This is a genomic window from Erwinia pyrifoliae DSM 12163 (genome assembly GCF_000026985.1).
GTDB classification, from domain to species: domain Bacteria; phylum Pseudomonadota; class Gammaproteobacteria; order Enterobacterales; family Enterobacteriaceae; genus Erwinia; species Erwinia pyrifoliae.
Genome location: NC_017390.1, coordinates 238,901 through 261,865, shown reverse-complemented (window position 1 = coordinate 261,865; position 22,965 = coordinate 238,901). Strand labels below are relative to the sequence as shown.

Genomic DNA, 22,965 nt, shown 5'->3' with positions numbered 1-22,965 from the left:
GTTTAACGTTCGTCACTCGGTGGAGTAGAGGTCACGGATGCACGCGGAGCAACGGGTGCTGGCGGCTCCTGTTTGATATCAGGCTGCGGCTCCGATGAAGCCTTCTGAGTCACCGTAACAGGTGCCTGTGCCGGAGCATCAGCCTGAAGATCCGCCTGCGCGGGGGTTACGCCGTCATGGGCTTCCTGCGCATCTTTCTGCAACGGATTGCGAATGGTATGGGCTTCGTCATCCGCTTTTTCATTTTCGCTGAGGTATGAACGCTTCATCGAATTCGCAGTTTGCTTCAGCTCCTCTACCGAGGCTTTAAGCTCAGGCGAGAGGTTGTCTTTACTGACCTGTTCAATTTTTTTCAGGCCATCCTGCAGTTCCTGAAACTTCAGCTCCTGAGCCAGTTCGTTTTGAACACTGGTTGCCAGTGAACGCAGCGCGCGGATCCAGCCCATCACCGTCCTGACCGCCACCGGTAACCGTTGAGGGCCAAGCACCACCAGACCAATAATGAAAACCAGAACCAGTTCACTAAAACCTATGTCGAACACGGTTTATACCTTGTCGTTCTTAACGTCTTCTTTCTTCACTTCAGTATGCTGTTTATCCGCCAGTTTGGCGTTGAAATCAGCATCTTCAGCATTGGCTTTCTCTTTTTCTTTTTCTTTGTCGTCTTCATCGCTCATGGCTTTTTTGAAGCCTTTGATAGAAGAACCGAGGTCAGAACCCAGTGAACGCAGTTTTTTAGTACCAAACAACAGTACCACCAATACGGCGATGATCAATAAATGCGGAAGTGTAATGCCACCCATTATTACCTCTGATATCAATAATTGATGCGAGTCTTAAGTATATAACAGCTTATGTCTTACTGACGATGCGCAAAGCCTTTTACGCGCGCTATAAGCGGCCTATTTACCTTTCATGACAGTCAGCTTGTCCTGCGCCAGCCAACCAGCCAGGACACAAAGCCTGCGGCCATCAGCGCGGCAGAAAGCATGTCCCATGCCGGGCGCGACAGCAGAACCGCAGTGCCGCTCAGTAGCAAAGTGGCACCAATGCCAAATAAATATTGCGACTGATGCTGCCTGACGCGCTCCCCCTTCAGATCCGTCGTCAGTCGGTCAACGCTATGCTGCAAATGCTTGTGTTGGCGAAGGCTGTCATAGAATAGCTCCGGCAGCTCCGGCAGTTTCTCGGCCCAGAACGGCGCTTTCTCTTTTAACGCACGCACGATGGCCGGAATACCAATCTGATCTTTGATCCAGTTTTCAAGGAAAGGCTTAGCAGTCTTCCACAGGTCCAGCTGCGGATAAAGCTGGCGGCCAACCCCTTCCACATACAGCAATGTTTTCTGCAACAGAACCAGCTGCGGCTGGACCTCCATATTAAAGCGGCGCGCGGTATTAAACAGATTGAGCAGAACATGGCCGAAGGAAATTTCCGCCAGCGGTTTCTCGAAAATAGGTTCGCACACGGTACGGATGGCAAACTCGAAATCTTCCACATTGGTATCTGCCGGAACCCAACCCGAGTCCACATGCAGTTCCGCAACCTTGCGATAATCGCGGTTGAAGAAAGCAATGAAGTTTTCTGCCAGATAGCGTTTATCTTCTTTGTTAAGCGAACCGACAATACCGCAGTCAATACCGATATACTGCGGATCCTCCGGGTGCTCGTAGCTGACAAAGATATTGCCCGGATGCATATCCGCATGGAAGAAGCTGTCGCGGAAAACCTGAGTAAAGAACACCTGCACACCGCGCTCTGCCAGCAGCTTCAAGTTTACGCCGTGCTGTTCCAGCGTGGCCACATCAGAGATGGGGATACCGTAAATTCGCTCCATCACCAACATATTTTCGCTGCAGTAGTCCGAGAAAATTTCCGGCACATACAGCATCCTGCTTTGATCAAAATTACGCCGTAGCTGAATAGCATTGGCGGCCTCGCGCAGCAGATTTAGCTCATCAAGCAGCGTTTTTTCATAGTCAGCAACCACTTCCTGCGGCCGCAAACGACGGCCATCAGGCAGCAAACGCGGAACCCAGCGCGCCAGGCGGTAGATAAGCTTCATATCGGCTTTGATCACGGGCAGAATATCGGGCCGGATCACTTTTATCACCACTTCGCGGCCGTTCTCTTTCAAGGTTGCCGTATGCACCTGCGCGATGGATGCCGACGCCAGCGGAACGATATTAAAGTTGTCAAACTGGCTTTCAACAGGCGCACCTAACGATTGCTCAATAAGCTTCAGCGCCTGCGCCCCATCGAAAGGAGGAACCCTGTCCTGCAGCATGGCCAGCTGATCGGCTATATGGGGCGGGAACAGATCGCGGCGGGTAGACATCATCTGGCCAAACTTAATCCACACCGGCCCCAACTGTTCCAGCGCCAGGCGCAGACGTGCACCCAGGGGTTGATCTTTATGAATGTTTGGCATCCAGAACAGGCATTTGCGCCAAAGCAGCAGAGGCAAGGCCAGGCGCGTTTTAGGAATGAGTTCGTCAAGGCCGTAACTGAGAAAAACGCGGATAATCAGATACAAACGGCGCAGTTCACCGAAGGTCATTTTTTCTCCAGACGATTAATACGGGCATCAAGGGCATTTAGCGAACGTGACAACGCATCAACTTCTTCTGCAAACCATGCAAGCTCCAGCGGCCCCGGCGCCAGGCGCCACTCTTCGGTCAGTGTCTGCGCCAGATAACCCTGCTTACGTTGCACATCTCGCCGCACGGCATGAAAGCCACGAAGGAAGAACCGGGTCATTCCCTGTGCGGCAATGTCGCCAACCCAAGGAGACAGGTACTCTGCCGGGTCCAGTTCAGCTAAATCCAGCAAAGCAGAAAATTGCTGCACCAGTTGCAGGTCGCCTTCTACCTCCAGCTCACCGCTGCGGATAAGCGTAGTCAGCTGCTGGCGATCGCGTAATTTCGGCAGCGTGGCAAGACGGGTTTTCACCGTACAGTCCGGGATATCACTCCAGTGACCAATCACATCCACCTGCTGTTCACTGAAAATAAAAGTGACTGGCTGCTTTAGCTCGGCCAGGACAATCGCCAGGCTGCGGCCATTGAGGCGCTGACGAGCCAACTTCAGGCCACGGTCGCGATATAAAACCCGGTTAAGCGCGGTCTCCAGACTGGCAGTTAACAGCGGCATTAATGTCATGCTTATCCCTGTTTAAAACTTAAATCCACGGTGCAAAGCAACAATGCCGCCCGTCAGATTATGATACGTGGTGTTTTCAAAGCCCACATCCATCATCATCTGCTTCAGGGTTTCCTGACAGGGATGCATACGAATGGATTCTGCCAGATAGCGATAGCTGCCGGCGTCTTTTGCCACTATTTCACCGATTCGCGGCAGGATGTGGAAAGAGTAGGCGTCGTAGGCCTTGTTCAGCGGCTCGAACTGCGGTTTAGAGAACTCCAGCACCAGCAAACGGCCACCCGGTTTAAGCACCCGGAACATCGACGCCAGCGCTTTATCTTTATCGGTCACGTTACGTAGGCCAAAAGCGATAGTGATACAGTCAAAATAGTTATCCGGGAAAGGCAAGGCTTCTGCATTCGCCTGCACGTAATTAACGTTGCCAATAATCCCTTTGTTACGCAGCTTTTCGCGGCCCACTTTTAGCATCGAGCTGTTAATATCCGCCAGCACCACTTCACCGGTTTCCCCGACCAGGCGCGAGAATTTCGCCGTGAGGTCGCCCGTACCGCCGGCAAGGTCGAGAACGCGCTGCCCGCGACGCACGCCGCTGCAGTCGATGGTAAAACGCTTCCAGATGCGGTGAATACCCAATGACATCAGATCGTTCATCAGATCATACTTGGCCGCAACCGAATGGAAAACATCAGCAACCATACCGGCTTTTTCATCTTTCGCGACGGTGCTATAGCCGAAGTGGGTAGTATCCTTTGATTCATCTGCCATTTGTTTTGCCTGCTCTACAATCAAATATTAGCCAAGTGTACCAGAATCGGGCCATGCAAACACTGACCCTGCGCTTATTCATTGATGCCGTGAGACATACTGCGAGAAGCGTAGTCGATATTTTCAGGCCCCTGCTCACGCGCATTATCCTGCGCTTCTTCTGCCTCTTCCGGCAGCGCCTGTTCCACCAGCCGGGGATTAATCGGCCGTTTTATCTCAACGCCCAACTGGCGAAAACCTTCGCTTTGGGCAATCAGGTTGCCGCGCCCTTCCGACAGTTTTTTCATGGCCTGGCGGTAGCTGTCCTGAGCTTTATCAAGGCTTTGACCGATGGCGCTCATATCATCGACAAACAGACGCATTTTGTCATACAGGCGGGCAGCACGGTCGGCAATACGCTGTGCATGACGGCTCTGATGCTCATAACGCCACAGGTTGTTGATGGTACGCAGCGCTACCAGCAGCGTAGTCGGGCTGACCAGCATGATATTTTGGTTCAGCGCTTCATTGATCAGTTCAGGCTGCCTGTCGATAGCCAGCAGGAAGGCTGGCTCAACTGGAATAAACATCAACACATAATCCAGCGAGCGTAAACCCGGTAATTGTTGATAATCTTTTCGGCTCAGTTGGCGTAAGTGTCCGCGAATAGCGGCGATATGCTCGCTGACCGCCGCCTCACGCTGCGCTTCGTCTTCGCCGTTAAAGTAGCGTTCATAGGCGACCAGCGTCATCTTCGCATCAATAACCACATCCTTGCCCTGCGGCAAACGGACGATGACATCGGGCTGCATGCGTCCATTCTGTTCCAGCTGAATATTGACCTGAGTTTCATATTCATGCCCTTCGCGCAGGCCGGAAGCTTCCAGCACCCGGCTGAGCACCACTTCCCCCCAGTTACCTTGGGTTTTGTTATCCCCTTTCAGCGCTTTCGTCAGGTTAATGGCTTCCTGAGCCATCCGGGCATTGAGCTGTTGCAGGTTGCGAATTTCGTGGGCAAGCGTATGGCGTTCACGCGCTTCCTGACCGAATCCGTCCTGTACCTGACGGCGGAACCCCTCCAGCTGTTCGCGTAGTGGGGTGATCAAGCCATGCAGGCTTTGGCGGTTTTGTTCATCAACGCGGCGTCCGCTATTTTCGAAGATGCGATTCGCCAGATTTTCAAACTGGGCATTCAGGCGTTGTTCGCTGTTCACCAGCAGCCGCTGTTTCTCCTCGGCAGCCATGCGCGTTTCCTCAAGCCGGATGGTGACTTCGCGTAGCTCCGCCTCCTGGGCGCTGTTAATCTCCAGCTGCGTGCGCAGCTCACGCGTCAGCTGCTCGGTTTCACTGCGCCAGTGTTCAAGGTGGTGGAGTTTTTCCTCGGCCGCCGCCAGTGAGCCATGCAGCTGGCGCTGCTCATGCTCATTCTGTTTTTGCATCAGCAGATGGCCGTCAAGCTGCTGCTGCAAACGCTGGCGTTCATGCTGCGCCTGTTCCGCCGACTGCATCAGCAGCTGCCGTTCTGTTTCGCCTTTCGCCAGCTGCTGCTGACAGCGTAGCGAGGCAAGCAGCCAGCCTGCCAGTATCCCGGCCAGAGCAAAGCCTGCGCCGTACATGATTGTGACATCCACCCTGATTCTCCTGCTGAACCCCTGACAGGGGAAAAATAGAGGCGCACTGTATAAATGTCCAGACAAAATACAACGAAGAGCGCCCCATCCCAGTAAAAAAGCGGGGCAGCTCGAAGATATATTGCAAGGAAACGAGATTTGCAGGCCACAAACAGACGTGGCCCGCATCAGGGATCATTCCAGCAAACGGCGTGCAGCTTCAACCACGATTTTCACCGCGTCACTCTCGGTTCTTTTCATGGTTTCCGCATCCGGGATCTCTTGCTGGGTTCGGTTAACAATCACCCCGGCGACCATGCCGGCGCGCAGTCCCTGGCTGGCACACATGGTCAGCAGCGTTGCCGACTCCATTTCATAGTTCAGCACGCCCATCTGTTGCCACTCCTGCATTGAATTCTGGAAGCGGCTGACCACCCGACCAGAGAAAGTATCGTACCGCTCCTGGCCGGGATAGAAGGTGTCGGAGGAAGCCGTGATACCGATATGCGTTCTCGCACCTTGCGCTTTTGCCGCATCCACCAGCGCGGTAGTACAGGTAAAGTCCGCCACCGCCGGAAATTCCAGCGGCGCAAAGTGCAGGCTGGCACCGTCCAGCCTGACTGAACCGGTGGTGACCAGCACATCGCCCACGTTGATGTGCGGCTGGATAGCGCCGGTAGTGCCGACGCGCAGAAAGGTACGCACGCCCAACTGAGCCAGTTCTTCCACGGCGATGGAGGTGGAAGGCCCCCCGATCCCGGTTGAGCACACTATGACGGCTTTACCCGCGATCTCAGCACGCCAGCTGGTAAATTCACGGTGCGAGGCCAGATGAACCGGATTATCCATCAGCGCAGCAATTTTCTTCACCCGCTCCGGGTCGCCGGGCGCAATGGCCAGGGTAGCGCCCTGAAGATCGGCTTTAGTGAGGCCGAGATGGAAAACGTCAGACTGTGGCATTTCATACTCCTGATGCGGAACCTGCGGATGATGAGAAAATGTTAATGTAAGAAAATTCCTCCTGACTCTATGTGACGAACATCCTTAATCAAAATGAAAATTGCATCATCCGAACTTTAAAAGGTGATCCAAATCCCATTTAACCATCAGTTATGGCCATTTTCGCTCATCTGGTGCTGTAGACAAGCTGTATCTGGTGATAAAGAGTTACTCTGATTCGATCGCTAATCTCAACGCATTCCTGACTATAGTTAGCTGACAACATGTAGCGCCTGCACGGAGATGACCATGAAAACCGAAGATAACATGACGCAAAAATTGAGCAACAAAGGCTTCGCGCCGGCGGTCGTTCCTGCCGCTGCCAGCACGATTATTACCGACAGCGCCGACATTCTCAGTGGTGAGACCTCCATCCCAACTCAGGGCGAAAATATGCCCGCGTTCCACGCCAAACCACGCCATGCACACGGCCCTTTGCCGGTGGTATTGGTGGTACAGGAAATTTTTGGCGTTCACGAACATATTCGCGATATCTGTCGTCGACTGGCGCTGGAAGGTTACCTGGCGGTCGCACCCGAACTCTATTTTCGTCAGGGCGATCCCGCTGATTACACCGATATCCCCACGTTGTTCAAAGAGCTGGTGAGTAAGATCCCTGACAGCCAGGTGCTGGCCGACCTCGATCATGTGGCTAACTGGGCTTCACGCCACGGCGGTGATATACGCCGTTTGGCGGTGACCGGTTTTTGCTGGGGTGGGCGCATTACCTGGCTTTATGCCGCGCATAATCCGCAGCTGAAAGCCGCCGTTGCTTGGTATGGCAAGCTGGTGGGGGATAAGACGATGAAGCAGCCAAAACAGCCGGTGGATGTTGCGGTGGATCTGGATGCGCCCGTGTTGGGGCTTTACGGCGGTAAAGACGATGGCATCCCTCCAGACAGCGTCGAAACCATGCGCCATGCGCTGCGTGCCGCCAATGCCAACGCCGAGATTATTGTCTATCCCGATGCCGGACACGCTTTTAACGCTGACTACCGCCCAAGCTATGAGGCCGGGTCCGCTAAGGATGGCTGGCAGCGAATGCTGGCATGGTTCAGGCAGTATGGCGTGACGTCGGAAGCATAAAAAAAGGGGCGCTAAGCGCCCCAAATAGTCGTTACATCAAAACACAACAACACAGATATTTAAGCTTCTTGTGCATTTCTCAGGTTTTGCGCCGCTTTCACCATGTTTGCCAGCGCCTGGCGAGTTTCCGTCCAGCCACGCGTTTTCAGGCCACAGTCCGGGTTAACCCACAGACGCTCAGTAGGGATGCGCTGTGCCGCTTTAAGCAGCAGTTCTTCCATCCACTCAACGCTTGGCACGTTTGGCGAGTGAATATCGTAAACGCCCGGACCGATCTCGTTCGGATACTCGAACTCTTCAAACGACTCCAGCAGTTCCATATCAGAACGTGAGGTTTCGATGGTGATAACATCCGCATCCAGCGCGGCAATCGAATCCATGATGTCGTTGAACTCGCAGTAACACATGTGGGTGTGGATCTGGGTGTCGTCCTGCGCAACGGCGGCATTGAGACGGAAGGCATCTACCGCCCACTCCAGATAAGCCGCCCAGTCGGACTGATGCAGCGGCAGCCCTTCACGCAGAGCAGGTTCATCAATCTGAATGATGCCAATGCCCGCTTTTTCCAGGTCTTCCACTTCATCACGCAGCGCCAGCGCAATCTGTTTGGCGATGGTTTCACGCGACACATCTTCACGCGGGAATGACCAACACAGGATGGTTACCGGACCGGTGAGCATGCCTTTTACCGGCTTGTCGGTCAGTGACTGAGCATATTTCGCCCATTCAACGGTGATGGCTTCCGGGCGGCTGACATCACCGATGATGACGGGTGGTTTCACACAGCGTGAACCGTAGCTCTGTACCCAGCCATTCTGCGTAAAGATGAAGCCGTCAAGGTGTTCGCCGAAGTATTCCACCATGTCGTTACGCTCCGCTTCGCCGTGCACCAGCACGTCCAGCCCTAAGCGCTCCTGCTCGACGATAGCCTGCTTGATGTGCTCCGCGATGCCGGTACGGTAGCGGGTGCCGTCCAGACGGCCCTGTTTGAAGTCGAGGCGCAGCCCACGAATTTCAGTGGTTTGTGGGAAAGAGCCGATGGTGGTGGTTGGCCACGCCGGTAGCTGGAAGCGCTGACGCTGAGCTTCAGCACGTACCTGATAGCTGTTCTTACGCAGACTGTCCTGCGGTGAAATCGCCGCCAGGCGCTGGCCTACGGCGGCATTATGCACGCGGGTAGAGTGCTGACGGGCGCGAACTGGCGCACTCCATGCTTCCAGTGAAGCCGGGTCATTATTGTTCAGCGCGTTGCTCAACAGGGCCAGCTCAGAACACTTCTGCAGGGCGAAGGCAAACCAGCTCTTCACTTCTTCATCCAGGCGGGTTTCCACGCTCAGGTCAATCGGGCTGTGTAGCAGTGAGCAGGAAGAACCAATCCACAGCTGTTTACGCTGTGCAACCAGCGGCTGCAGGCGTTCAAACCAGCTGCTGAGATCCGCACGCCAGACGTTACGGCCGTTAATCACACCAACGGACAGCAGCCAGTCTGCCGGCACTTTGCCGTTCAGCAGGCTGATATCATCTTTACCGTGCACCAGGTCAACATGCAGCCCCTGCACCGGCAGCGCGCTGATGGTATCAAGGTTCTGGCCAATGCTGTCAAAGTAGGTGGTCAACAACAGTTTAGTCTCCCCCTGAAGCGCGTCATAAGCAGGTTTAAAGGCAGCCAGCCATTCGGCAGGCAGTTCCAGCGCCAGCGCCGGCTCGTCAATCTGCACCCATTCGATATCGCGCTTAGCCAGTTCCGCCAGCACCTGCTGGTAGACCGGCAGAATATCTTGCAGCAGGCTAAGGCGGTCAAACTGGTCGCCCTTCACTTTACCCAGCCACAGATAGGTCACCGGGCCAAGCAGCACGGGTTTCACTTTATGGCCCAGCGCCAGCGCTTCGTCGACTTCATCCAGCAGCTGAGTCCAGGTCAGTTTAAACTGCTGGCCCTGCACAAACTCCGGCACCATGTAGTGATAGTTGGTGTTAAACCATTTGGTCATTTCTGCCGCAGCGGCGGGTTCACCGCTCGGTGCGCGGCCACGGCCTAAGCGGAAAAGGGTATCAAGGTCAACTGAACCATCTTTGTTCTGGTGACGTGCCGGAACGTTACCCAGCAGCAGGCTGGTGGTCAGTACGTGGTCGTACCAGGCAAAGTCACCTACCGGCAGCAGATTCACGCCAGCGCCTTGCTGCTGCTGCCAGTGACGGGCGCGCAGCTCACGTCCTACTGCCAGCAGTTCTTCCTGAGTGCTGTTACCCGCCCAGTAGCTTTCCTGCGCTTTTTTCAGTTCGCGCTGCAGGCCGACACGGGGGAAGCCGAGAGTATGGTTCAGAATAGTCATCAGTTGTGCCTCTTTAAATTAATCGTTAGCTGAACACGTCCTGATTCGCTCGATATTCATTTGGACGTCCAGATGTTTACACCGCTATAATCCGCAGGTACTGTATTAACCACAAGCGCAAAATATTCACTGTCGATGTGAAGGACTCTCATGATCGAACTCAAACACCTGCGAACGCTTCAGGCTCTGCAAAATACCGGCTCGCTGGCCGCCGCTGCCGCCCAGCTTCACCAAACGCAGTCGGCGTTGTCACATCAGTTCAGCGACCTGGAACAACGTCTGGGTTTCCGACTGTTTGTGCGTAAAAGCCAGCCGCTGCGTTTAACGCCACAAGGGGAAGTCCTGCTACAGCTGGCTGAGCAGGTATTGCCACAGATACAGCAGGCGTTACAGGCCTGCCACGAACCGCATCAAACCACGCTGCGTCTCGCCATTGAATGCCACAGCTGTATTCAGTGGCTGACTCCGGCGCTCAACGAATTCCGTCAAAGCTGGCCACAGGTGGTGATGGACTTTAAATCCGGCGTCACCTTTGACCCGCAGCCAGCCTTGCAACAGGGCGAGCTGGACGTCGTTCTGACATCCGATATTCTGCCGCGCAGTGGGCTGTTCTATTCGCCGATGTTCGATTTTGAAGTGCGTCTGGTCTTGGCTCCCGACCATCCTCTGGCGCAAAAGGCGACGATCTCTCCGGAAGATCTCGCCAGCGAAGTGCTGATGATCTACCCGGTGCAGCGTCAGCGCCTGGATATCTGGCGTCATTTCCTACAGCCTGCAGGCGTCAGTCCGGCGCTGAAAAGCGTGGATAATACCCTGCTGTTAATTCAGATGGTTTCAGCCGGAATGGGTATCGCTGCCCTGCCTCACTGGGTGGTGGAAAGTTTTGAACACCAGGGCCTGGTGGTCACTAAAGCGCTGGGCGATGGCCTGTGGAGCCGGCTGTATGCCGCAGTTCGCGACGGTGAACAACGTCAACCTGTCATTGAGGCGTTTACCCGATCCGCGCGTCAGCACGCATGCGATAATTTACCACGGGTACGCAATGCGTCACGTCCCGGAACGCCCCTCCCTTCTGATCACCGTGTCTGAGTCAACCGTCGGCATTTAGCTGGCGGCTGTTTACCGGGATGCAGCTTCGGGAATGAAGGGGTATACTGCGCGCACTGCAACAGTTTCACTGAAGAGAGTTTTTATGACCAATAATGACGTCCTGCGCAGCGTGCGATACATGCTGAATTTAAGCGATGCGAAAGTTGTAAGCATTCTGGCGCTGGCAGAGAGCGAAGTCACCGAAGCCGAAGTGCACAGCTTCCTGAAAAAAGAGGATGAGCCAGACTATCGCCCCTGCCCCGATGTCATCATGGGTTACTTTCTTAATGGCCTGATTTTTGAGCGCCGTGGCAGAAGCGAGGACGCACCCGCCCCTTCCATCGAGCGCAAAATGACCAATAACATCATGATGAAAAAACTGCGCGTGGCGTTCAATCTGAAAACCACTGATATCATCGAGCTGTTAAAAAGCGCTGATTTTGCGGTAGGTCAGTCAGAAATTGGGGCGATCTTCCGCAAGCCAGGACACAAAAACTACCGTGAATGCGGCGATCAGATCCTGCGTAATTTCCTTAAAGGCCTGACGATGAAAATCCGCCCGGCTAAAAAATAAGCGCAATATTCTGTCACTGATTAACGTCATCGTATGGCGTTAATCATTTTCGCTTGTCCACACAAACTCCCTGCCTGCAAAGCATTCCTTTTAGAACAAAACCACTCATCAAACGAAACCATAAAGTTTGCCCGCGCAATTATCGTGACAAAAATCACAAAACAGCATTCAATCAAGACGATATGCGGCCTTTTAATGACACAGATAGTGTCATAAAAATGTAACATTTGCGCCCTTCTTCACAGTCAAATTCCCTGGTACTCCCTGGTCTGTGCGCGGAATGAAACATGATGGCCCCTCACGGCAGCATGTTGTTCCTCTGCGCCACATTTCACCAGGAATGTCAGTCTCTGAGCCTCGGGAGGCTTAAATGTTAAGCATATTCAAACCCGCCGCGCATCAACCCCGCGTTGATGGCTCCCGCGTCGACCCGCTCTACCGCAAGCTGCGCTGGCAGATCTTTCTGGGCATCTTCTTCGGTTATGCCGCCTACTATCTGGTGCGTAAAAATTTCGCGCTGGCGATGCCTTACCTGATTGAACAGGGTTTTTCACGCGGTGACCTCGGCTTTGCGCTCTCGGGTATTTCTGTCGCCTACGGATTCTCTAAATTTATTATGGGCTCGGTTTCTGACCGTTCCAACCCACGCGTATTTTTACCTGCCGGACTGATCCTTGCCGCCGTGGTAATGCTGTTTATGGGCTTCGTGCCTTGGGCAACATCGAGCATTATGGTGATGTTCGTGATGCTGTTTCTGTGCGGCTGGTTTCAGGGCATGGGCTGGCCCCCCTGTGGGCGCACCATGGTGCACTGGTGGTCACAGAAAGAGCGCGGCCGCATCGTATCAGTATGGAACTGTGCGCATAACGTTGGCGGCGGTATTCCTCCGTTACTGTTCCTGCTGGGCATGGCCTGGTTCAACGACTGGAAAGCCGCGCTGTATATGCCTGCCTTTGGCGCTATCGTGGTGGCCATTTTCGCCTTTGCGCTGATGCGTGATACCCCGCAATCATGCGGCCTGCCGCCGATTGAGGAGTACAAAAATGACTATCCGCCTGATTACGACGAAAAGCATGAAGAAGAGCTTACCGCTAAGCAGATTTTTAAGCAGTACATCCTGCCCAACAAGCTGCTGTGGTATATCGCGCTGGCCAACGTGTTTATCTATCTGTTGCGTTACGGCATCCTCGACTGGTCGCCGACCTACCTGAAAGAGGTGAAACACTTCACCCTTGATAAATCTTCATGGGCTTACTTTTTCTATGAATACGCCGGTATTCCCGGCACCCTGCTATGCGGCTGGATGTCGGACAAGGTATTTAAAAGCAATCGTGGCGCGACCGGGGTGTTCTTTATGGTGCTGGTGACCATCGCCACCGTGGTGTACTGGATGAATCCGGCCGGAAACCCGGGCGTGGACATGGCCTGCATGATGATTATCGGCTTTCTGATTTATGGGCCGGTGATGCTGATCGGCCTGCATGCATTGGAGCTGGCGCCAAAGAAGGCGGCGGGCACTGCGGCGGGGTTCACCGGGCTGTTTGGCTATCTGGGCGGTTCAGTCGCCGCCAGCGCCATCGTCGGTTACACCGTCGACGGCTTCGGCTGGAATGGCGGTTTTATCATTATGGTCGGTGGCTGTGTGCTGGCGGTTATTTTGCTCATTCTCACCATGCTCAGTGAGAAGAAACACAAGGAGCATCTCCGCGCAATTTAACGCGACAACAGGCATAGAATAAACTCTCTGCCTGTTAAATCCGGTTGTCAGGCCGGCGGCAGACGTCACTCGTCGGTACAGAGCACTTACCGATTTTCTTAAACGTCAAACAGTCGGCGCAGAGTGTGCGGCACCGCCTGTTCGCCATTTGAACCAATCACCTCCAGTTCTGGCAGTACATCCTTCAGCCGCTGATGAGCGTTACTCATGATGTAACCTTTGCCCGCCATACTCAGCATCTCTTTGTCGTTCATACCGTCACCAAAAGCGATGCACTCGCGCAGCGAATAACCCAGGGATTTTGCTACCGCATCCAGCGCGTGGCCTTTTGATACGCCACCTGCCATCACTTCCAGACAGGTTGGCAGCGAGAAGCTGACGTTTACCCGATCGCCCCAGCGCGCTAACAGCGCCTGCTCCAGCGGCATGAGCAGTTCAGGAATGGCGCAGGTGAAAAAGACTTTGCTGATGCCATCGGCGGCCAGCTGCCCCGGCTGATAAATCTGGTAGGCGAAGTCAGACTCCTGGAAGAAATCCATTTCATCGGGGCGATGGCGGTTGAGGAACCACTCTTCATCCCGGTAAACATTGGTGTAAATATCTGCATGATGATGCTGCATGGTAAACAGCTCGTGCGCGATATCTTCGTCAAGATTATGGCTGAACACCCGCTCACCGGCGGTGTTGTGCACGCGCGCGCCGTTAGAGGTGATCATCCAGGCGTCAATGCCGAGGCTGTCGCGCATCTGCGCCACGTCAATATAGTGACGTCCGGTGGCGAAGATAAAATGAAAACCTTTAGCGGTCAGCAGCTGCAGCGTTTCGCGGGCGTAGGGGGAAAGCGTGTGGTTTGGCAGCAGCAGCGTGCCGTCCAGGTCTGAAGCAACAATACGGTACATAACACCTCTGGTTAATGTTGGCTGGCGGGAAGCGCCCACCAATCACTTAATTCTGGCCATTCAGGCATGGCGGGCAAAAAAGGCGAGGACGGCTTCAAGCGCCACTGCGCGCATCCGATCCTTCTCAAACAGGATCTCATGATGCGCACCCTCAATAATCATCGGCTTGCCACCCTCACAGGGCCGACCCGCCGCCAGCATCGTCTGGCAGAACAGATCCTGAGCGCGGTTGTCGACGACCTTATCGTCGGCGGCCTGTAGCAGCAGCAGCGGGGTGGCGATCTGTTCAGCCTGGCGCAAAACGCTTTGCCCGGCGCGCACGCCTTCGCGCACCCAGTGATAGGTCGGGCCACCAACGCGGATGCCGGGATCGTCGGCATAAAAGCGCACATTGCGGCGATAGCGTTCGCGGCTGTGCGTCAGATCGTTTACCGCAAACGGGCGCGCACGCCACTTGCCGGTTCCCAGCGCATAATCATCGCGCACCGTTGGGCGCTTTTCCGCCCAGTTGAGAATGCGGCGCGCCATCCATAAAGGCATCGGTAGAAAAAGACCAAACATCGGCGAAGCCAGCGCCACCGCAGCAAAGGCCGCTGGCTGTCGTACCAGCATCAGGGCGAGGATCGCCCCGCCCATCGAATGCGCCAGCGCGTAGCGATGGCGATAGTCACGCGTGACGATCTGTTGTAAAAACAGCGTTTCCAGATCGTCAACGTAGTCTTCGAACGCCACGACGTGCCCACGATGTGAATCCTTCAGCAGCCTGCCCGATCGCCCCTGCCCGCGATGATCGATAATGAAAATGTCATATCCACTATGGAACAGGTCGTAGGCCAGCTCCGGGTATTTGACATAGCTTTCAATGCGCCCCGGACACAATAATATAACCTTGTCATGCTGCGGTGAGATGAAGCGGACGTAGCGGATCGGTACGTCTGCCACCCCGGCAAACTCGCCCTCTTCGCGCTGCTTCCAGAAATCCAGCAACGGGCCGGTAGCAAAAGCCGCAAAGGCTTTTTCACGCGTTAACCAGCTTTTCTGGTGCAGTTCCATCAGGCGTTTTCCACAAAGGGTACTTCTCTCAGCAGGGACAGAGTTACCCGTAGCAAGGCGTTAGACAATAACGTATTGTGTCACAATCGAGCGTTTTCCGGGAGTTTTACCATGACGACTGAATGGTGGCTGGCCTATCTGTTAACAACCCTCATCTTAAGCCTGTCGCCGGGTTCTGGTGCTATTAATACCATGAGCACCGGCATCAGCCACGGTTATCGCGGCGCTGTCGCCTCTATTGCTGGCCTGCAGGTGGGATTGTCGCTGCACATCGTGCTGGTCGGTATCGGGTTAGGCGCGCTGTTCTCCCAATCGCTGCTGGCCTTTGAGATCCTGAAATGGGCCGGGGCGGCTTATCTGGTGTGGCTGGGCATTCAGCAGTGGCGATCTGCCGGAGCCATTGATTTGAACGCGCTGGCCGCAGCGATGCCGCGCCGTCAGCTGTTTAAACGTGCGGTGATGGTGAACCTGACCAACCCGAAAAGTATCGTCTTCCTGGCGGCACTTTTCCCGCAGTTTATCCTGCCACATCAGCCGCAGGCCATGCAGTACCTGGTGCTGGGGGTAACCACGGTGGTAGTCGATATCATTGTTATGATGGGTTACGCCACGCTGGCAAGACGTATTTCAGCGTGGATTAAAGGCCCGCATCAGATGAGGTTACTGAATCGCATCTTCGGCGGCCTGTTTATGGCGGTAGGCGCCTTGCTGGCCTCAGCAAGACGAATTGCCTGAATAAAAAAAGCAGGCTGCGCGCCAGCAGCCTGCTTTTTCGTGACCTGCGCCGCAGAGATTACTCTTCGTCACCGCCGTCGATATGTTCTTTAATCATCAACAGGAACGGCTTGCCAAAGCGCTCCAGCTTTTTGTGCCCGACGCCGTTAACACTCAGCATTTCTGACGCGGTGATCGGCATCTGCTCTGCCATTTCAATCAGCGTTGCGTCGTTGAATACCACGTACGGCGGAAGATTATCCTCATCAGCAATCGCCTTGCGCAGTTTGCGCAATTTGGCAAACAGCTTGCGATCGTAATTGCCGCCGAAGGATTTCTGGCTGCTGCTGCGTGTTTTCACGCTCACCAGGCGCGGCACGGCCAGCAACAGGGAGACGTCACCACGCAGCACCGGACGAGCCGCTTCGGTTAACTGCAGTGCCGAGTACATAGCAATATTCTGCGTCACCAAACCGAGGTGGATCAGCTGGCGCAGCACGCTGGTCCAGTGTTCATGGCTGAGATCGCGACCTATTCCGTACACCGGCAGCTTATCGTGCTGCATATCTCGAATACGCTGATTATTGGCACCGCGCAGGATCTCAACGATATACCCCATGCCAAAGCGCTGACCCACGCGATAGATGCAGGAAAGCGCTTTTTGCGCTTCGAGCAGGCCGTCGTAGCGGCGCGGTGGATCGAGGCAAATATCGCAGTTATCGCAAGCCTGCTGACGTCCTTCGCCGAAATAGTTCAGCAGCACCAGGCGGCGGCAGGTCTGCGCCTCGGCAAAGGCGCCCATCGCATTCAGCTTATGGCGTTCAATATCCTGCAGCGGCCCCTGTGTTTTTTCTTCCAGGCAGCGGCGCAGCCAGGCCATATCGGCCGGATCGTACAGCAGCAGGGCTTCAGCAGGCAGGCCATCGCGCCCGGCGCGCCCGGTTTCCTGATAGTAGGACTCGATATTACGCGGAATGTCGAAATGAACCACAAAACGCACGTTGGGCTTGTTGATGCCCATCCCGAATGCCACCGTTGCCACCACAATTTGCAGGTCGTCGCGCTGAAATGCTTCCTGCACATGAGCGCGGTGAGCGTTATCCATTCCGGCGTGATAAGCCCCCACGCTCAAACCACGGCTTTGCAGGCGGGCGGCGGTATCTTCGACTTTCGCCCGGCTGTTGCAGTAAATAATGCCGCACTTGCCGCGCTGATCCTGGACGTAGCGCAGCAGCTGTTCGGTCGGCTTAAATTTTTCTACCAGCGTGTAGCGAATATTCGGCCGGTCGAAGCTGCTGATCTGAATCAGTGGGTCATTAAGTTGTAACAGGCGGGCAATATCGTTACGGGTGGTCTCATCCGCTGTCGCCGTTAACGCCATTACCGGGACGTCAGGCAGCCGTTGACGCAGCTGGCCCAAAGCGCCATATTCCGGGCGGAAATCGTGGCCCCACTGCGAGATACAATGGGCTTCATCCACGGCCAGCATCGCCGGGTTGCAGTGCGTCAGCTGCTCAAGGAAGTTGTCCATCATCAGACGTTCAGGGGCAATGTAGAGCAAACGCACTGTTCCGCTGCGACAGCCAGCCATGACATTTTGCTGTTCTTCTCGATTTTGCGTCGAATTAAGGCAGGCCGCTGCCACCCCGTTGGCCAGCAGCTGATCGACCTGGTCCTTCATCAGCGAGATCAGCGGTGACACCACCAGCGTCAACCCCTGACGCACCAGCGCCGGAATTTGATAGCAGAGCGATTTGCCCCCACCGGTTGGCATCACCACCAGACAGTCACGCCCGTTCAGCGATTCCTGAATGATGGTTTGTTGTCCCGGTCGAAACTGCTGATAGCCGAAGGTATCACGCAATACCTGGCCTGCCAGCGCTTCGTTATTGATGACTGCTGCCGTAGACACATTGTCCCCATATATGCAATGACATAAATTCAACCGGGAAACACCACCCGGTTGCTGTGACCTCAGAACAGGTCGTTAAGCGTTACGCCGACACCCACGCGCGTTTGGCGGAGGTTGTAGTCGATCAGGGATTCCCCGTACCCGCTGAACACCTGGGTATAGAAGCGCACATGCTCAGTCAGTGGATAGCTCCAGCCCAGCTCGGCACCGCCGTAGCCGCTGTTCCAGTTGTAGTTGCCCTTCAGGCTGAAGATGCTGTCACCCCACTGGTAACCCACCGTCAGGCGATAATACCCCATGTACTTGGTGATATCCGGGTTATCGTCATTATTTTCACTTTCTGGAAGACGGTACCAGGGTTTAACTTCCACCAGCCAGTTGCCGTTTTCCGCCATCAGGCGCGCATAGACCCGGTTCCAGCTGCGGGAGGTTGGCTCAGAACGGCCGTTAGACTGATGATTAAAACCGGTTTCGACATCGCGCAATGTCCATCCGGCAAAACGGTAGTCCGTGGCCCAGCCGAGGAAAATTTGCGGTTCATAATCGCTTTCGCGGAACGGTGAGGATGCGCCGCGATTTGAAAGCTGCCACCAGGATTTCTGGGTGTAGGAGGCGGCCAGCACCGAGCTGTCGCCAGCAATACCGCGCCACAGCGGGAAAGCCAGGCTCAGCTGGAATTTCACCTCATCATGCTTAGCTTTATCGCTCCAGCTGTAAGACCGGATAGCTTCCTTATTCAGGTTGCTGGTATCGGTATACAGCAGATAATTACTTTCGTAAGGGTACATCACGAAGGGGTTATCATGTTTTTCCAACAGGTTGGCAATAATACTGCCAGGCACTGCGGTATTGTCATGCACCTCTTTGATCGAGGCTTCCTGTGCCATGACCAACGTCGGCAACAGCAATGCTGTTGCCGACAATCCTTTCGGCAAAGCCATAATATTCTCCCAGCAAAAGCAGATAGGGTGGATCAAAACACGTCATTCTACACAGAAAATTCTTATAACATGAGTGCAGATTTCCGAAACCAACAAGTACTGAGAATCCAGCGTAAAATAAGGCTAACTTTTACTTTTTTACGCTGAACGCGTTCAAAGGAACCCCGCTATCATGTCCGCGCTGACACTGGAACCGGCGGCCGTGCGCCGTTTGATTAGCAAGATTTTTGTTTATGATATGCCGTTTAATCGCGCTCTTGGTCTGGAACTGGAGCGCCTTGAATCCGACTTTGCCCAGCTGAGTCTGGTTAATCGGCCCCGACTGGTCGGCAATGCGGCACAGGCCATTTTGCACGGTGGCGTCATCGCCTCCGTGCTGGACGTGGCCGCCGGGCTGGTGTGCGTCAGTGGTGCGTTGACCCGCGTACAGGCCATTGATGAAGACGAGCTGCGCCAGCGCATGTCGCGCATGGGAACCATCGATCTGCGGGTGGATTATCTGCGGCCAGGGCGCGGGGAACGCTTTATTGCCAGCAGCAGCCTGCTGCGCGGTGGTAACAAGATCTCCGTTGCCAGAGTGGAACTGCATAATGACGCTGGCGTGCATATTGCCAGCGCCAGCGCCACTTATCTGGTCGGTTGACGAAGCCAGTGCGGGTGATTTACAGCCAGTTTTTCCGTTTAAAGTAGGCATAAGGTGCCAGCCCGGCGAGGATCATCAGGACAATCGCCCCCGGATAACCCAGGCTCCATTTCAGCTCCGGCATAAACTCGAAGTTCATGCCGTAGCTTGATGCCACCAGCGTAGGCGGCAGGAACACCACCGACACCACTGAGAAGATCTTGATGATGCGGCTTTGCTCGATATTAATAAAGCCCATCGCCGCCTGCATCAGGAAGTTGACCTTCTGGAACAGCGACTCATTGTGCGGCAGCAGAGACTCGATATCGCGCAGAACCTCACGCGCCTGCTCCAGCTGATTGCCCGGCAAACGCGCCTTGCGTACCAGGAAGTTCAGCGCACGCTGGGTGTCCATCAGGCACAGACGCACCTTCCAGCCGACATCCTCCTGCCCGGCCAGCGTCGACAGGGCGTCATCAAATTCATCACCCTGCTTCCCTTCCATAATCACCCGACTGAGTTTTTCCAGGTCGCTGTAGACGGTTTCGATCTCATCCGCCAGCTGTTCTATTTTGGTTTCAAACAGATCCAGCAATAGCTCATAGGCATTGCCGTCAATCAGGGTTTGACTGCGCGCCCGCATGCGGTAAAGGCGAAACGCCGGCAGCTCACGCTCGCGCAGGGTGTACAGACGCCCTTCACGGATGGTGAAGGCCACCGTCGAGTTACCGGCATGATCTTCAGCATCTTCATAAAAGAAAAAGGAGTGAATATGCAGCCCGTCTTCATCTTCAAAGAAACGCGCAGAGGCTTCGATATCCTCCAGCTCCGGGCTGGTGGCCAGAACCTGCCCCAGTTCGTCCTGAACGCGTGCGCGCTCGGCTTCTTCCGGTTCAATCAGATCGACCCAAACGGACTCGCTCAGATCGTCTCTGGCATCGGTATCATCCAGTTCGAGGCGGGTCAGACGGTTTTTTTCCAGTTTAAATGCGCTCAGCATAGCTGTATTCCCAATTCGCGGTGATTATGGGGACAAAGCGCTTGAACACGGGAAACATGCGTTTCAGTCAGTGATAGGAAAGGACTCACGGCGACGGGGGGAAATAACATCGCCAACAACCACGAAGGCTATCGGCAAAGGAGGATAGCCTTAGGAGTTGTACCTGTTGTCCAGGTCAGTGAGCCAGTATCTACTGGGTGTGTCCAAGGCGAATGTCCTCTCAGGGTAATGGTGGGCGCATGTTACGCCGAGACGAAAAAGGCGTCAAGCCAACATCAAGCCTGAACGCCGCGCCTGGCATCACATCGCTTCCAGTTTGGCATACGCGGCGACCAGCCACTTAATGCCCTGGCCCTGAAACGCCACCTGCAAACGGCTGTGTTCACCGCTACCTTCAAGGTTAACAATGGTCCCTTCGCCAAATTTCGCATGATGTACCCGCTGGCCGAGGGTAAAACCGCTGTCATTTTTCGCCACCGGCGCGCCCATGCGCTGATGACTGACCGGCCGACTGATGCTGGCGCGCAGCCGCACCTCTTCCACGCACTCCACCGGCAGTTCGCCTATAAAGCGCGACGGCCGGTGATAGACCTCCTTGCCGTACAGCCGCCGTGTTTCGGCGTAGGTCAACGTCAGTTTTTGCATCGCCCGCGTCACGCCAACATAGGCAAGACGGCGCTCTTCTTCCAGCCGTCCGCCCTCTTCAAGCGACATCTGGCTGGGAAACATGCCTTCTTCCATGCCGACGATAAATACCTGCATAAATTCAAGGCCTTTCGCGGCGTGCATGGTCATCAGCTGCACGGCATCCTGCCACTTATCGGCCTGGCCTTCCCCCGCTTCCAGCGCGGCATGAGACAAGAATGCCTGCAGCGGCATCAGGTCTTCATCCTCATCCTGATAGCTGTACTGGCGGGTGGCATTGACCAGTTCTTCAAGGTTTTCAATTCGCGCCTGGCCCTTCTCGCCTTTCTCCTGCTCGTACATCAGCCACAGGCCGGAGTCTTTGATCACCCGATCCGTCTGAACGTGCAGCGGCATGTCGCTGGTTTCGTGCGCCAGCGAGTCCACCAGTTCGGTGAAGCGTTGCAGAGCGGAAGCCGCACGCCCGGCCAGCGCTTTTTCCTGCAACAGCGCGCGGGCGGTTTGCCATAAGGTCAGCTGGCGCTCACGCGCCGTCTGGCGAACCACATCAAGCGTGCGGTCGCCGATGCCACGCGTCGGGGTATTCACCACGCGCTCAAAGGCCGCATCGTCATTGCGGTTAGAGATCAGGCGCAGATAGGCGAGGGAATCCTTGATTTCCTGGCGTTCGAAGAAGCGCATACCGCCATAAATACGGTACGGCATGCTGGTTTGTAACAGCGCTTCTTCCAGCACGCGCGACTGGGCGTTGCTGCGGTACAGGATAGCGCAGTCATTCAGCGCGCCGCCTTTCTCCATCCATACCTTGATGCGATTAACCACAAAACGCGCTTCATCCAGCTCGTTAAAGGCGCAGTAAATCGCGATTGGCTCGCCGTCGCTGTCTTCAGTCCACAGCTCCTTACCCAGGCGACCGTTGTTGTTGGCAATCAGGGTATTCGCCGCTTTCAGGATATTGTTGGTCGAACGATAGTTCTGCTCAAGGCGAATGGTTTCTGCCGCCGGGAAGTCCTGCAGGAAGCGCTGAATATTCTCCACCTGCGCCCCACGCCAGCCGTAGATCGACTGATCGTCGTCACCGACGATAATCACTTTCCCCGTATCACCGGCCAGCATACGGATCCAGGCGTACTGGATATTGTTGGTATCCTGGAATTCGTCCACCAGGATGTTGGTAAACCTTTCACGATAGTGGTTAAGGATATGCGGTTTATTCAGCCACAGCTCGTGCGCACGCAGCAGCAGCTCGGCGAAGTCCACCAGTCCGGCGCGATCGCACGCTTCCTGATAGGCCTGGTAAATACGCAGCCAGGTTTGCTCAATCGGGTTGCCGTAGCTTTCGATATGCTTCAGGCGCAGCCCTTCGTCTTTCTTGCCGTTGATGTACCACATCCCCTGACGGGCCGGCCACTGCTTCTCATCCAGATTCATTGCCTTAATCAGGCGTTTCAGCAGGCGCAGCTGGTCTTCACTGTCGAGGATCTGGAAGTCCTGCGGCAGGTTGGCATCCAGATGGTGCGCACGCAGTAGACGGTGCGCAAGGCCGTGGAAGGTGCCGATCCACATTCCGCCCTGGCTGGTGCCGATCAGCTGTTCGATACGATGGCGCATTTCCGCCGCCGCCTTATTGGTGAAGGTCACCGCCATGATCGAGTGAGGAGAACAGTTTTCTACTCCCATCAGCCAGGCGATACGATGCACCAGTACGCGCGTTTTGCCACTGCCCGCTCCGGCCAGTACCAGCAGATTACTGCGCGGTGCGGCCACGGCCTCACGTTGTTTGTCATTCAAGCTATCGAGCAGGTCAGAAACGTCCATAGGCACCATCAGGGATCGGGAGCGGCAGGCCGCTCCACTGGTTA

Annotated in this window: 21 protein-coding genes; 6 read left to right on the top strand and 15 right to left on the bottom strand. The window is 55.1% G+C overall.

The features are described from left to right. Window positions 1–2: 2 nt before the first annotated feature. The 7 genes from tatB to udp all read right to left on the bottom strand — a co-directional run bounded on the left by tatB (window position 3) and on the right by udp (window position 6,479). The gene (tatB, locus tag EPYR_RS01205) at window positions 3–542 is read right to left on the bottom strand and encodes a Sec-independent protein translocase protein TatB (protein ID WP_012666607.1); all 540 of its coding nucleotides are present in this window, start codon (window positions 540–542) and stop codon (window positions 3–5) included. 3 nt (window positions 543–545) lie between these two features. Then, the gene (gene tatA / locus EPYR_RS01200) at window positions 546–803 is read right to left on the bottom strand and encodes a twin-arginine translocase TatA/TatE family subunit (RefSeq protein ID WP_012666606.1); all 258 of its coding nucleotides are present in this window, start codon (window positions 801–803) and stop codon (window positions 546–548) included. 119 nt (window positions 804–922) lie between these two features. Continuing rightward, window positions 923–2,560: a ubiquinone biosynthesis regulatory protein kinase UbiB gene (gene ubiB, locus EPYR_RS01195; RefSeq protein WP_012666605.1), complete on the bottom strand. Its 1,638-nt coding sequence runs from the start codon at window positions 2,558–2,560 to the stop codon at window positions 923–925. Next, on the bottom strand, window positions 2,557–3,162 hold the full coding sequence (ubiJ, locus tag EPYR_RS01190; RefSeq protein WP_012666604.1) for a ubiquinone biosynthesis protein UbiJ: 606 nt from the start codon (window positions 3,160–3,162) through the stop codon (window positions 2,557–2,559). The genes ubiB and ubiJ overlap by 4 nt, the downstream gene beginning before the upstream one ends. A gap of 12 nt (window positions 3,163–3,174) precedes the next feature. Next, entirely contained in the window at window positions 3,175–3,930 is a 756-nt protein-coding gene (gene ubiE / locus EPYR_RS01185; RefSeq protein WP_012666603.1) for a bifunctional demethylmenaquinone methyltransferase/2-methoxy-6-polyprenyl-1,4-benzoquinol methylase UbiE, read from the bottom strand. Between the two features lie 74 nt (window positions 3,931–4,004). Then, window positions 4,005–5,540, bottom strand: a complete 1,536-nt coding sequence (rmuC, locus tag EPYR_RS01180) for a DNA recombination protein RmuC (RefSeq protein WP_012666602.1) — start codon at window positions 5,538–5,540, stop codon at window positions 4,005–4,007. A gap of 174 nt (window positions 5,541–5,714) precedes the next feature. Beyond that, entirely contained in the window at window positions 5,715–6,479 is a 765-nt protein-coding gene (gene udp, locus EPYR_RS01175; RefSeq protein ID WP_012666601.1) for a uridine phosphorylase, read from the bottom strand. A gap of 288 nt (window positions 6,480–6,767) precedes the next feature. On the opposite strand from udp, the gene EPYR_RS01170 reads away from it, so the two are divergent. Beyond that, window positions 6,768–7,604 (top strand): dienelactone hydrolase family protein, encoded by an 837-nt coding sequence (locus EPYR_RS01170; protein WP_014538446.1) that lies wholly within the window; start codon window positions 6,768–6,770, stop codon window positions 7,602–7,604. A gap of 59 nt (window positions 7,605–7,663) precedes the next feature. Here EPYR_RS01170 and metE read toward each other — a convergent pair whose 3' ends face one another. Next, window positions 7,664–9,937 (bottom strand): 5-methyltetrahydropteroyltriglutamate--homocysteine S-methyltransferase, encoded by a 2,274-nt coding sequence (gene metE / locus EPYR_RS01165; protein ID WP_012666599.1) that lies wholly within the window; start codon window positions 9,935–9,937, stop codon window positions 7,664–7,666. Between the two features lie 150 nt (window positions 9,938–10,087). Here metE and metR point away from each other — a divergent pair, with 150 nt between their 5' ends. The 3 genes from metR to glpT all read left to right on the top strand — a co-directional run bounded on the left by metR (window position 10,088) and on the right by glpT (window position 13,317). Continuing rightward, entirely contained in the window at window positions 10,088–11,026 is a 939-nt protein-coding gene (gene metR / locus EPYR_RS01160) for an HTH-type transcriptional regulator MetR (protein ID WP_012666598.1), read from the top strand. A gap of 103 nt (window positions 11,027–11,129) precedes the next feature. After that, the gene (locus tag EPYR_RS01155; protein ID WP_012666597.1) at window positions 11,130–11,600 is read left to right on the top strand and encodes a YehS family protein; all 471 of its coding nucleotides are present in this window, start codon (window positions 11,130–11,132) and stop codon (window positions 11,598–11,600) included. 370 nt (window positions 11,601–11,970) lie between these two features. Beyond that, the gene (gene glpT, locus EPYR_RS01150) at window positions 11,971–13,317 is read left to right on the top strand and encodes a glycerol-3-phosphate transporter (protein WP_012666596.1); all 1,347 of its coding nucleotides are present in this window, start codon (window positions 11,971–11,973) and stop codon (window positions 13,315–13,317) included. A 98-nt stretch (window positions 13,318–13,415) separates the two neighbouring features. Here glpT and yigL read toward each other — a convergent pair whose 3' ends face one another. Together yigL and pldB are read right to left on the bottom strand one after the other, a co-directional pair. Continuing rightward, complete coding sequence (gene yigL / locus EPYR_RS01145; RefSeq protein WP_012666595.1) at window positions 13,416–14,216, bottom strand: sugar/pyridoxal phosphate phosphatase YigL; 801 nt, start codon at window positions 14,214–14,216, stop codon at window positions 13,416–13,418. A gap of 60 nt (window positions 14,217–14,276) precedes the next feature. Further along, entirely contained in the window at window positions 14,277–15,269 is a 993-nt protein-coding gene (pldB, locus tag EPYR_RS01140) for a lysophospholipase L2 (RefSeq protein WP_012666594.1), read from the bottom strand. A gap of 111 nt (window positions 15,270–15,380) precedes the next feature. Here pldB and rhtB point away from each other — a divergent pair, with 111 nt between their 5' ends. Continuing rightward, complete coding sequence (gene rhtB, locus EPYR_RS01135; RefSeq protein ID WP_012666593.1) at window positions 15,381–16,004, top strand: homoserine/homoserine lactone efflux protein; 624 nt, start codon at window positions 15,381–15,383, stop codon at window positions 16,002–16,004. 58 nt (window positions 16,005–16,062) lie between these two features. Here the strand turns inward: rhtB and recQ are convergent, their stop codons facing one another. Together recQ and pldA are read right to left on the bottom strand one after the other, a co-directional pair. Continuing rightward, on the bottom strand, window positions 16,063–17,895 hold the full coding sequence (recQ, locus tag EPYR_RS01130) for an ATP-dependent DNA helicase RecQ (protein ID WP_012666592.1): 1,833 nt from the start codon (window positions 17,893–17,895) through the stop codon (window positions 16,063–16,065). Between the two features lie 62 nt (window positions 17,896–17,957). After that, complete coding sequence (gene pldA / locus EPYR_RS01125; protein ID WP_012666591.1) at window positions 17,958–18,836, bottom strand: phospholipase A; 879 nt, start codon at window positions 18,834–18,836, stop codon at window positions 17,958–17,960. A 172-nt stretch (window positions 18,837–19,008) separates the two neighbouring features. Here pldA and EPYR_RS01120 point away from each other — a divergent pair, with 172 nt between their 5' ends. Further along, complete coding sequence (locus EPYR_RS01120; RefSeq protein ID WP_012666590.1) at window positions 19,009–19,479, top strand: thioesterase family protein; 471 nt, start codon at window positions 19,009–19,011, stop codon at window positions 19,477–19,479. Window positions 19,480–19,498: 19 nt separating this feature from the next. On the opposite strand, the gene corA is transcribed toward EPYR_RS01120, so the two are convergent. The 3 genes from corA to uvrD all read right to left on the bottom strand — a co-directional run bounded on the left by corA (window position 19,499) and on the right by uvrD (window position 22,921). Further along, entirely contained in the window at window positions 19,499–20,458 is a 960-nt protein-coding gene (gene corA / locus EPYR_RS01115; RefSeq protein ID WP_012666589.1) for a magnesium/cobalt transporter CorA, read from the bottom strand. Window positions 20,459–20,608: 150 nt separating this feature from the next. Continuing rightward, complete coding sequence (ysgD, locus tag EPYR_RS21470) at window positions 20,609–20,665, bottom strand: YsgD/CorL family protein (protein ID WP_349842145.1); 57 nt, start codon at window positions 20,663–20,665, stop codon at window positions 20,609–20,611. A 93-nt stretch (window positions 20,666–20,758) separates the two neighbouring features. Next, window positions 20,759–22,921, bottom strand: a complete 2,163-nt coding sequence (gene uvrD / locus EPYR_RS01110) for a DNA helicase II (protein WP_012666588.1) — start codon at window positions 22,919–22,921, stop codon at window positions 20,759–20,761. Window positions 22,922–22,965: the final 44 nt, after the last annotated feature.